This is a genomic window from Streptomyces sp. NPDC001493 (genome assembly GCF_053597235.1).
The window spans coordinates 107,026-117,801 of record NZ_JBSFHV010000027.1 but is presented as its reverse complement, the minus strand read 5'-3'; the positions used below and the strand labels follow the sequence as shown (position 1 = coordinate 117,801).

Genomic DNA, 10,776 nt, shown 5'->3' with positions numbered 1-10,776 from the left:
TGCCCGCCGACTTCTACCCGCTGGCGGTACCGCGCTGGACCACCGCCCCGTACGCCGGCCGGAGAGCTGAGGGTGGGCCGCGGGCGCCCTTACCCACCGGGGGGGTAAGGGCGCCCGCGGCGTGTGACTCAGGGCCGGGGAACGAAGAGCAGCATGACGCCCAGCGCGATCATCGCGGGCGGTACGTACGCGAGCCCGGCGGCGGCCCAGCGCGCGGCGGCCCAGCGTGGCGTGGACCAGCAGCGGCGGACCGCCAGCAGCCAGCAGAGGGCGAGCGCGGCCGGGGTCAGGGTGAGGCTGAGCGAGTAGCCGAGGGTCACCACGTCCAGCGGGGCCCGCACGGCGGGGTCGCACCCCTCGCCACAGCCGGTGCCGGCGAGCAGGGCGACCCAGAGCAGGCCGACGACCACGGGTGCCAGCTGCGGGAGCAGGGCCGTGGCGGCGGCGGGGACGGACCAGCGGCCACCGGGGAGGCGGCGCGGGGCAGGTGCCGCGGTGCGGCCGGGGTGAGGGTGACGGCGGCGACGGGAAGGCATGGGCCCAGCCCATCGCGGAACCGGAGCCGATAACTCCGGGTCCGTACTCATCCTGCGGCTCCTCCGCTACTCACCCCGCGTGCCGATTACTCACCGGGCGCGGCGGACGCCGGAGGCGACGGCGTACTCCCCGCGCACGGCGACGTCGAAGGCGGTGGTGACGTACACGCGGACGGCGCGCAGGGCGTTGCCGAGGGGGTGGGTACGGGGGTGACCGGTGGCCGCGGTCGCGCCGTGCGCGGGGCCGGTCCTGCGGGGGTTCAGGATCGCGGTGCTCATGTCTTCCAGGGTGCTCCTGCCACCCGCGTACGGGCCAGGAACCGTCCGCCCACGGGCAGGCACCCTCCGCTCACGGGCCGGAGGGCCGCTGCGGGAATCCGGTTCGTCCGGTCCCCGGAGCGTGGATACAATCTCCGGTCTGCCCCGCCCTCCCGCACCGTGGTACCGGCTCTCCGCACGCCGGCAGCCGGGGGAGTGCCGCCGACCGGACGGAAACCGGCCGACTGCCGTGCGCGCGCCACCGCGTGCGCGGCCGGTACGCGCGCCCTCGCGCGTATCCCCTCGTGATCCGCCCACCGGGACCCGGCCGTGCGCCCTTTCGCGCCGTGCGGCCGTCGCCCTGCGTCGAACTGCCGGAGGCCATACCCCGTGTCCGCGCCGCACACCGCAGAAAGTGACACCCCCACCGATCCCGCCGATCCGCTCGCTCGCGAGCGGGGTCATCTCGCCGCGTCCCGGGCGGCCCTGCGCGTCATGCGCGAGGACGTCCAGGCCCTCGACATCCGCGACGTCACCGCCAACTGGGTGAACGCCGCCGTGCTCCAGGCGCAGATCGACGAGCGCATCAAGGCGCTCGCCGACCTCTCGCACACCCCGCTCTTCTTCGGCCGCCTCGACTTCCGGCACCCCGTGGGCGGTGAGCTCGCCGAGGGCGCGGAGGGCGAGCGGTTCTACATCGGCCGCCGTCACGTCCACGACGCGCACGGAGACCCGATGGTCATCGACTGGCGTGCGCCGGTCTCGCAGTCGTTCTACCAGGCATCCCGCCTGGACCCGCAGGACGTGGGGCTCCGCCGCCGCTTCGGTTACACCGGCGGCGAGCTGACCGCGTACGAGGACGAGGACCTCACGGCCCCCGCGGACGCCGCCGGATCCGGCACCACCAGCAAGCTGCTCCAGGCGGAGATCGAACGGCCGCGCGTCGGCCCGATGCGGGACATCGTCGCGACGATCCAGCCGGAGCAGGACGAGATCGTCCGTAGCGAGCTGGGCGGCACGATCTGCGTGCAGGGAGGACCCGGTACCGGAAAGACGGCGGTGGGCCTGCACCGTGTCGCGTACCTGCTGTACGCGCACCGGGACCGGCTGGCCCGTACCGGCACGCTCGTCATCGGACCGAACCGGTCGTTCCTCCACTACATCGAGCAGGTGCTGCCCGCCCTCGGCGAGATGGAGGTGCAGCAGGCGACCGTGGAGGACCTGGTCACCAAGGACGTCGAGGTGCGCGGCACCGACGAGGCGCCCGCCGCGCTGGTGAAGGGCGACGCGCGGATGGCGGAGGTGCTGCGGCGGGCGATCCGCTCGCACGTCACCCCGCCCACCGAGGGGATCGTGGTGGTGCGCGGTTCGCGCCGCTGGCGGGTCCCGGCGTACGAGGTGGAGGAGCTGGTCGAGGAGCTGCTCGCCCGGGACATGCGGTACGGCGCCGCCCACGAGGCGCTGCCGCAGCGCATCGCGCACCGGGTGCTGGTGCGGATGGAGGAGGCCGGGGAGGCGCCGGACGACCGGGTGCAGAACGCGGTGGCCCGTACGCCCGCAGTGAAGGCGGCGGTGAAGGCGGTCTGGCCCGCCGTCGATCCGGCGAAGCTGGTGCTGCGGCTGCTCTCCGACCCGGAGTTCCTGGCCGCGCACGCGGAGGGGCTGCTCACCGAGGACGAGCAGAAGGCGGTGATCTGGACGAAGCCGGCCCGCAGCGTGAAGTCGGCGAAGTGGTCGACGGCGGACGCGGTGCTGATCGACGAGGCCCGCGATCTGGTGGAGCGCACGCACTCGCTGGGCCATGTGGTGCTCGACGAGGCGCAGGACCTCTCCCCGATGCAGTACCGGGCGGTGGGCCGCCGCTGCTCGACCGGTTCGGCGACCGTGCTGGGCGACCTCGCGCAGGGCACGACGCCCTGGTCGACGCGGAGCTGGGCGGACGCGCTCGGGCATCTGGGCAAGCGGGACGCGCACGTGGAGGAGCTGACGGCGGGCTTCCGTGTGCCGCGCGAGGTGATCGCGTACGCCTCCCGGCTGCTGCCCGCGATCGCTCCCGGGCTCGCGGCCGTCGAGTCGGTGCGTGAGTCGCCCGGTTCGCTGGCGGTACGCGCGGTGGGCGGTGCCGAGGAGCTGGTCGCGGCGGCGGTCGCCGCGTGCGAGGAGGCGCTGGAGCAGGAGGGGTCGATCGGCCTGATCGCCGCCGACGCCCGCATCCCCGCGCTGGCCGAGGCGCTGGCGGCGGCCGGGCACACCGTGCTGTCGCCGGGCGAGGAGACGAGCGCCGCGTCGCGGCTGACGCTGGTCCCCGCCTCGCTCGCGAAGGGCCTGGAGTACGACTACGTGGTGCTGGACGAACCGGCGGCCGTGGTCGACGGCGAGCCCGACGAGCGCACCGGGCTGCGCCGGCTGTACGTGGCGCTGACCCGTGCGGTGTCCGGCCTGACGGTCGTGCACGCGGCCCCGCTGCCGGAGGCGCTGGCCGCCTGAGGGACGGACGGCGGGCGGTGTCCGCGCCGGGGCGCCCCCCTACGGACGGCGGTGTCCGCGCCGGATCACCCGTGCACGGACGGCGGTGTCCGCGCCGGATCGCCCCTGCGGACACCGCCCATCGCGGACACCGCCCGCGCCCCGGACACCGCCCACCGGGTGCTACGCGTCGATGGCCTCGCGCCAAGTGCGTACCGCCGCCTCGTCCACCGGGCCGGTCCAGCCGTTCGGGCGGGCGGCGCCGCCGATGTGGAAGGCGTCGAGTCCGGCGGCCCGCAGGCTCGGCAGGTGTTCGAGGCGGAGGCCGCCGCCGACGAGGATCTGCGGCTCGTACCCGGGTTCGCGGGAGCGGGCGGCCTCGTCGACCAGGGTCGGTACGCCGTCGTCGACCCCGGTCGCGGCGCCCGCCGTCAGGTAGGTGTCGAGTCCGGGCAGGTCGGCGAGCTGCTTGCGCAGCGAGCCCCGGTCGGTGGCCCGGTCGATCGCGCGGTGGAACGTCCAGGGGCAGCCGTCGAGTTCGGCGACGAGCCGCTCGACGGTGACCAGGTCGGCGTGGCCGTCCCGGTCGAGGAAGCCGAGGACGAACTGGTCGGCGCCGGCCTCCCGCAGCTCGCCCAGCCGCCCGAGGAGGCGGTCGATGTCACCGACGGCGAACCCGTCCTCCTGCCGGAGCATCACGCGCAGCGGGATGTCGACGGCCGCCCGGATGGCGGCGAAGGTCTCCCGGGGCGGGGTGAGGCCGTCGGCGGCCATGTCGGTGACCAGTTCGAGTCGGTCCGCCCCACCGGCCTGGGCCGCGACCGCGTCCTCGGCGTCGAGCGCGATCACCTCCAGGAGTGCGCGCTTGCTCATGTGTCCCCACTTCTCGGGATGACGCCCCTCGGATCGGACCGGATCGGATGGGACCGGATCGGTGGGACCGACGTCAAGAGGTCTAGGCCAATATCCGGGCCAGCCTACGGTCGATCGCACGGCGGCGCAGCCCTCCGGGGACCTTGCGGGTGACCCTGACCTCGGAAAAGCCCTGAGGTGGTGTCACATCGTCACGAACCGGAGCGGGGTCCCCGGGACGGCCTGGGCCGCCGCCGCGAGGGCGTGGGCCGGGACGACTCCGACGACCGGGTAGCCGCCGGTCGTCGGATGGTCGTGCAGGAACACCACCGGCCGGCCGTCCGGCGGGACCTGGACCGCGCCGAGCACCATGCCCTCACTGGGGAGTTCGCCTCCGACGGCCCGTTCCAGCGCGGGGCCCTCGGTGCGCAGCCCGACGCGGTTGCTCGCGGCGGAGACCCGGTACGCGGCCGTGGTCAGGGTCCGCAGGGCGTCCTCGGTGAACCAGGCGTGCCGGGGCCCCGGACGGACCGGCAGTACGAGCCCGCCGGGCGCGGCGGGGGCCGCCGGCCAGGGTGCGGCGGCCGGGAGCGCCGGGGCGGTGGCGGGCGGTTCGCCGAGCGGCAGGGTGTCCCCGTCGCGGAGCGGGGGCGGGCCGAGCCCGGAGAGCAGGTCGGCCGAGCGGCTGCCCAGCACCGCGTCCGGCTCCAGGCCGCCCGCGAACGCCAGGTAGCTCCGCAGGCCGCTCAGCGCGGGGCCCGCCTCCAGCACCGAGCCCGCCGCCACCCGGACCGGGGTGCCCCAGGCCGCCGGGCGGCCGTCGACCGTCACCCGGCAGACGGCGCCGCCGACCACCACGACCACGGTCCGGTCGGGGCGGACCGCGCAGCCGGTGGCGGTGGTCTCCAGCACGGCGGCGGTGGGGTCGTTGCCCACCAGCCGGTTGGCGAGCCGGTGCGCGGGCGCGTCCAGCGCCCCGGCCCGGGGGACGCCGAGGTGCGCCCAGCCGGTACGCCCGGCGTCCTGGACGGTGGTCAGCGCTCCGGCGCGCACCACCCGCAGCAGCCCGCTCACGCCCGCTCACCTCGGCTTTCGGCCTCCACCGGTACGAACCGCACCCGCACCCCCGGGACCAGCAGGGCCGCCGGGTCGCGGGCCGGGTCCCAGAGCCGGGCCGGGTCCGGCATCCGGCCGATCAGCTGCCAGCCGCCGGGCGAGACACGCGGATAGACCCCCGTGTACGGCCCGGCCAGCGCGAGCGCCCCCGCCGGGACCCGGGTGCGCGGGGTCGCACGCCGGGGTACGTGCAGGCGCTCGGGCAGCCCGGTGAGGTACCCGAAACCGGGGGCGAACCCGCAGAACGCGACGCGGAACGCCGTACCGGAGTGCACGGCGGCGACTTCCCCGGGCGGTACGCCCCAGAGCGCGGCGACCTCGTCGAGGTCCGGGCCGTCGTAGACCACCGGGATCTCCACGGCGGGGCCGTCCGCGCGGCGCAGCGGCCGCACGGTCCACCCGGCCAGCTCGTGGGCGAGGCGGGCGACCTCCCCGACGGCCTCCCCGGACGAGTCGCCGATCCCGTCGAGCAGGACCGTACGCGCGCCGGGCACGACCTCGCGGACCGGCGGCAGTTCGCCCCGGTCACGGCGGCGCAGCACCTCGGCGTGGAAGGCCTCGGCGGCCTCCCCGGAGTCCAGCTCGACCAGGAGCCCGTCCCGCCCGACCGGCAGCACCCGCGCGGACGCGCCCCCGGCCCCCGGCTCCGTACCGCCCGCGTTTCCCGTACCGCTCATGCTTCCCGTACCGCCCGCGCTCGCCGTGGCACCCCCGCTCCCCGTGTCGCTCACGCGAACGCCCGGACGTCGACGCCCGCTTCTTCGAGCGCGGCCCGCACCCGCCGGGCGAGCGCCGCCGCGCCGGGGGTGTCGCCGTGCAGGCAGAGGGAGCGGGCGGCGACGGGAACGGTGCCGCCGTCGGCGGCGACGACCGTGCGGTCCACCGTCATCCGGACCGCGCGGCGTACGACCTCGTCGGGGTCCTCCACCACCGCGCCCGCCTCGCCGCGCGGCACCAGGGTGCCCTGCGGGGTGTACGCGCGGTCCGCGAACGCCTCTTCCACGGCGGGCAGTCCGGCCTCCCGGGCGTGGGCGAGCAGCCGGGAGCCGGGCAGGCCGAGGACGGGAAGGTCTCCGCCGGCCAGCAGCACCCCCTCGATCACGGCGTGCGCCTGCGCGTCGTCGTGGACCGCGCGGTTGTAGAGCGCGCCGTGCGGTTTGACGTATGCGACGCGGGAGCCGGCCGCCTCGGCGAAGACCCGCAACGCGCCGATCTGGTAGGCGATTTCGGCGGTCAGCTCGGCCGCCGGGACGTCCATCGACCGGCGGCCGAAGCCCGCCAGGTCCCGGTAGGACACCTGCGCCCCGATCGTCACGCCCCGGGCCGCCGCGCCCTCGCAGACGCGGCGCATCACCGCCGGGTCGCCCGCGTGGAAGCCGCAGGCCACGTTGGCGCTGGTGACGCAGGAGAGCAGTGCGTCGTCGTCGGTGAGCGTCCAGCGGCCGAAGCCTTCGCCGAGATCGGCGTTGAGGTCCATGGTGGTGGTCACGTGGAGCACGCTAGCGCGCCCCACCGCCCCCGTACCGGGTCCGGCGAGGCCCTCGGAGGGGCTCCCGCCGGTCGCCGTCGCACGCCGTCATCCGCAACCGCTCGCCGCAGTTCGCCGTCATCCGCAACCGCTCGCCGCCGTACGCCGTCATCCGCCGTCGGCAAGGAGTTCGGTCACCAGCCGGTCGAGGTCGAGGTGACGCCCCTCCTCGCCCGGGGGCACCACCCGGGCGGCCCGTTCCAGGAACGCGGTGACCGCCGGGGCGGCGATGTCCATCACGGCGGAGCCCGCCGGTGAGCGGACGACGATCCGCACCACGTCGCCCGGGCACCCCCGGCGGGGGCTGACCAGGATGCTTCCGGTACCTGCCGGGCGGACCGTTCCCTCCGACAGGAGGCTGCGCGCGAAGACCCAGTCGACGGTACTGGTCGACATGGTCCCGAGCGCGAGCCTCACGGCATAGGGGTCGGACCGCTCGTACCGCAGTTCGGCGGGCAACGACACCGGGGGTTCGTCCGCGACGTGGACGTGGGCGACGACCTCGTGCGCGACCGAGGCGCCGGCGGTGCTGAAAGACGGCTGAGTCATGTCGGGTCCGTTCGTCGGGTTCGTCCGTCCGCTGTCCGACAGCGGACGGACGAACCCGACGGTAGGGCGACGACCGGCCGGCAGTTGCCGGGAAGCGAACGAGGTATGGCCCGCGAGCGCCGTGACCGGCTCGCGGGGACCTCCCCGGCCGCCCGTCCCGCGTACGGCGCCGGGGAGCAACTGACGGTGCGCCAGGAGAACAGCCGAGGGGCGGATGTCGGCCTAGTTTGCGGAGGGGACGTGCGACCGGTGCGTTCGGCAACCGACGAACGCACCGGTCGCCGAGAGCAGAGGAAGAACCAACGATGAAGACCCCCGTGAAACTCAAGCGCGCCCGCCTCGTCGGCGTGGCGGCCCTGGCCGTTCTCGCCGCCACCGCCACCACGGCGGGCACCGCCGCCGCTTCCGGCTCCTCCGCCCCCCGGGCACGCTTCGTGGCGCACCTGGACATGGCGGACGGTCAGCGGCCGGAGAACATCACCCTGGAGCCGGATGGCGGCGCCGACGTCACCTTCGCCTTCAGCCGCCAGATCGCCCGCATCGCCCCCGACGGCCGGGTGCGTGTCCTCGCCACCCTGCCGGAGCCCCCGGCCGGCGCCACGACTCCCGCGCTGGCGCAGCCGTTCCTCGGCGGCATCGTCCGCGCGGACGACGGGACGCTGTACTTCCTCTACGCGACCGGCAGCAGCGACCTGACCGGCCTGTGGAGCCTGCGCCCCGGCGGTACCGCGCGGCGCATCGCCGCGCTCCCGGCCGACAGCCTGCCCAACGGGCTGGCCCTCGACGACCGCGGCGGCTTCCTGTACGCCGCCGACTCCGTTCTGGGCACGGTCTGGCGGGTGCCCGTGGCCGGCGGTACGCCCACCCGGTGGGCCACGGCCCCCGAGCTGGACGCCTCCGGGTTCCTGGGGGCCAACGGCATCAAGATCCACAATGGCGCGGCCTGGGTGACCAACCTGGACCGGGGCACCGTCCTGCGCATCCCGATCACCCACCGGGGCACCGCCGGAGCGGTCGAAACCCGGGCCACCGGTCTGGTGAACATCGACGACATCGCGTTCACCGGGAACGGCGACACCCTGCTGGCCGCGGTCAACGCGGACAACACGGTCGCCCTGGTACGGCGGGACGGCACGCACACCACCGTGCTGACCGGCGCCGACGGTCTGCAGAACCCCACCTCGCTGGCGGTACGGGGCGCCACGGCGTACGTCGCGAGCGGCGCGTACACCACCAACGAGGACCCGAACCTCCTCGCCGTCCGCCTCCCGGCCGCCGAGTAGGGACAAGCGAAGTCCGCCCGGCACCGAGGGATCACGGTGCCGGGCGGACGGGTGACGAACGGTCGGGGCGGTCAGGACGCGGTTCGGCGGTCTGCGGTCTACAGGCCGTCGGTGAAGAGAAGGTGGTTGGGGGTGCCCTGGCTGACGCCCGTCAGGACGTCCCTGGTGGACACCTCGTCGATCCAGGAAGCGACCTCGGCGGGGCCGGCCTCGGGGTGGGCCTGCTTGTAGAGGACGGCGAGGCCGGTGACGTGGGGCGCCGCCATGGACGTGCCGTTCATGGAGAGCGAGCCGCCGCCGAGCCGGGCCGAGACAATGTCCTGGCCGGGGGCGTAGAGCTCGACGCAGGGACCCCAGTTGGAGAAGGAGGTCTGCTGGTCGGAGCGGTTGGAGGCCGCGACGGTCAGGGCCCCGTCGGCGGAGGCGGGCGAGACGCCGCAGGCGTCCTTGGAGTCGTTGCCGGCCGCGAGGACGGGCAGGACCCCCGAGGCGGAGAGCGCGGTCGTGGCGCGGTTGACCGCCTGCGACTTGCCGCCGCCCAGGGAGCCGTTGAGGACGGCGGGCTGCACGGCGTTTTGGGCGACCCAGTCCAGGGCCGCGATCAGCCCGGAGCTGGAGCCCGAGCCGTCGCAGCCCAGGACCCGGACGCTGACCAGGTTCGCCTCGGGGGCGACACCGTACGTGCTGCCCGCGACGGTGCCCGCGACGTGCGTGCCATGGCCGTAGCAGTCAGCGCCCTGGCGGCCGTCGCCCACGGCGTCGAAGCCGAACTCGGCACGGCCCCCGTCGGCCCCGCCGAACTCGGTGTGCTCGTAGTCGATGCCGGTGTCGAGGATGTAGGCGGTCACCCCGGCGCCGGTGCCACTGGTGGTGAAGTCGCCGTCGAGCGGCAGGTTCCGCTGGTCGATGCGGTCCAGTCCCCAGGTGGCGGCCGGTGCGCGGCGGGCCGGGACGGCGGCGGCCCGGGAGGCGGGGACGGGGGTGTACGCGGGGACCGTTTCCGACGTGGGGACGGAGGTCTTCGCGTCCTCCTCCACCGACGTCACGCCGGGGGTGTTGCGGAGGGTCGTCAGCTGGGCCTGGGTGAGGGGGACGGCGAAGCCGTTGAGTGCCTTGCTGTACGTGAAGGTGGGAGCCAGGCCCAGCGTCTTCACGGTCCTGGCCGCGTCCACGAGCGGGTCGAGGGTGACGATGTACCGGCCGGGGATCGGTTCCCCCGCACGGATCAGCGGCGCGGGTTCCGGGTTCGGCGGAGTGGGGGCGGAAGCCGCACTGGTGGCGAGGGGGCCCGCGAGGGCCAGGGCGAATGCGGACGCGAGTACGAGCGCGTGGCGAGTGTGCACGGGCCGAGACGATCATGTGAGAAGTCCCCGGCCAACGACCCGTCCCGGAGGTTCGCCGCGCACCGGAAGCATTTGCGCAATGCGCTCCTCCGTTCGGGCCCGCGCCGGAACCTCGTGGAACACCCTTAGAGTTCCCGCATGTCCGACGACACCGCGCACATGCCCGATCTCCGCGTCCGCTGGCAGGAGGCCCTGTTGGCCGCCCGGGGCGGCGCGGCCGGCCCCGATCCGCTTCCGTACGCCGAGAACCTGCTGGAGCGGTGGGCCGAGCCGCAGCGGAAGTACCACACCACCGCCCATCTGACGGCGGTCCTGGACGGGATCGACATCCTCGCCGAGCACGCCGGGGCGCCGGAACTCGTCCGGCTGGCCGCCTGGTTCCACGACGCGGTCTACCGGCCCGACCGCTCCGAGAACGAGGAGCGCAGCGCCGCCCTCGCCGAGCGGGCGCTGCCCGAGGCGGGGGTCCCGGCCGGGGCGACCGCCGAGGTGGCGCGGCTGGTCCGGCTCACCGTGACGCACGACCCTGCGGAGGGCGACCGCAACGGCGAGGTGCTGTGCGACGCCGATCTGGCGATCCTCGCGTCGGGCCCGGAGGCGTACGCGCATTACACCGCCGAGGTCCGCGCGGAGTACGGCTTCGTGCCGGACGACCTCTTCCGGGAGGGCCGGTCCGGGGTGCTGCGGCAACTGCTCGGGCTGCCGAGGCTGTTCCGTACGCCGTACGGGTCCGAGCACTGGGAGGCGCGGGCGCGGCAGAACCTGACGACGGAGCTGGAACTGCTGGAGGCCGTGCTGCCGTGACGGCGGGTGCCCGCCGACGACCACGGCCCCGTACGGAAGTT

At 75.1% G+C, this 10,776-nt stretch carries 11 protein-coding genes; 3 read left to right on the top strand and 8 right to left on the bottom strand.

The window, feature by feature from the left end:
- Positions 1-128: 128 nt before the first annotated feature.
- Entirely contained in the window at positions 129-536 is a 408-nt protein-coding gene (locus tag ACWCWD_RS30695; RefSeq protein ID WP_450777817.1) for a hypothetical protein, read from the bottom strand.
- 90 nt (positions 537-626) lie between these two features.
- Positions 627-815 carry a hypothetical protein gene (locus ACWCWD_RS30690; protein WP_450777815.1) on the bottom strand — a complete coding sequence of 63 codons (189 nt, stop codon included), beginning with the start codon at positions 813-815 and terminating at the stop codon, positions 627-629.
- Between the two features lie 369 nt (positions 816-1,184).
- On the opposite strand from ACWCWD_RS30690, the gene ACWCWD_RS30685 reads away from it, so the two are divergent.
- Complete coding sequence (locus tag ACWCWD_RS30685) at positions 1,185-3,281, top strand: HelD family protein (protein WP_450777813.1); 2,097 nt, start codon at positions 1,185-1,187, stop codon at positions 3,279-3,281.
- Positions 3,282-3,443: 162 nt separating this feature from the next.
- On the opposite strand, the gene ACWCWD_RS30680 is transcribed toward ACWCWD_RS30685, so the two are convergent.
- The 5 genes from ACWCWD_RS30680 to ACWCWD_RS30660 form a co-directional block, all read right to left on the bottom strand.
- Positions 3,444-4,133: a copper homeostasis protein CutC gene (locus tag ACWCWD_RS30680; protein ID WP_450777812.1), complete on the bottom strand. Its 690-nt coding sequence runs from the start codon at positions 4,131-4,133 to the stop codon at positions 3,444-3,446.
- A 183-nt stretch (positions 4,134-4,316) separates the two neighbouring features.
- Entirely contained in the window at positions 4,317-5,186 is an 870-nt protein-coding gene (locus ACWCWD_RS30675) for a 5-oxoprolinase subunit C family protein (protein ID WP_450777810.1), read from the bottom strand.
- A complete protein-coding gene (locus ACWCWD_RS30670) occupies positions 5,183-5,905 on the bottom strand; it encodes a 5-oxoprolinase subunit B family protein (RefSeq protein WP_450777808.1) in 723 nt (240 codons plus the stop codon). Before ACWCWD_RS30670 ends, ACWCWD_RS30675 begins: the two co-directional genes overlap by 4 nt.
- Before the next feature lie 50 nt (positions 5,906-5,955).
- Entirely contained in the window at positions 5,956-6,705 is a 750-nt protein-coding gene (locus tag ACWCWD_RS30665; RefSeq protein ID WP_450777841.1) for a LamB/YcsF family protein, read from the bottom strand.
- Positions 6,706-6,864: 159 nt separating this feature from the next.
- Positions 6,865-7,305, bottom strand: coding sequence for an SsgA family sporulation/cell division regulator (locus ACWCWD_RS30660; RefSeq protein WP_450777806.1), 441 nt, complete (start codon positions 7,303-7,305; stop codon positions 6,865-6,867).
- A gap of 305 nt (positions 7,306-7,610) precedes the next feature.
- Here ACWCWD_RS30660 and ACWCWD_RS30655 point away from each other — a divergent pair, with 305 nt between their 5' ends.
- Positions 7,611-8,588 carry a hypothetical protein gene (locus tag ACWCWD_RS30655; protein ID WP_450777804.1) on the top strand — a complete coding sequence of 326 codons (978 nt, stop codon included), beginning with the start codon at positions 7,611-7,613 and terminating at the stop codon, positions 8,586-8,588.
- Positions 8,589-8,686: 98 nt separating this feature from the next.
- Here the strand turns inward: ACWCWD_RS30655 and ACWCWD_RS30650 are convergent, their stop codons facing one another.
- Positions 8,687-9,931, bottom strand: a complete 1,245-nt coding sequence (locus ACWCWD_RS30650; protein ID WP_450777803.1) for a S8 family peptidase — start codon at positions 9,929-9,931, stop codon at positions 8,687-8,689.
- 138 nt (positions 9,932-10,069) lie between these two features.
- Here ACWCWD_RS30650 and ACWCWD_RS30645 point away from each other — a divergent pair, with 138 nt between their 5' ends.
- On the top strand, positions 10,070-10,735 hold the full coding sequence (locus tag ACWCWD_RS30645; RefSeq protein WP_450777801.1) for an HD domain-containing protein: 666 nt from the start codon (positions 10,070-10,072) through the stop codon (positions 10,733-10,735).
- The last annotated feature ends 41 nt before the right edge of the window (positions 10,736-10,776 follow it).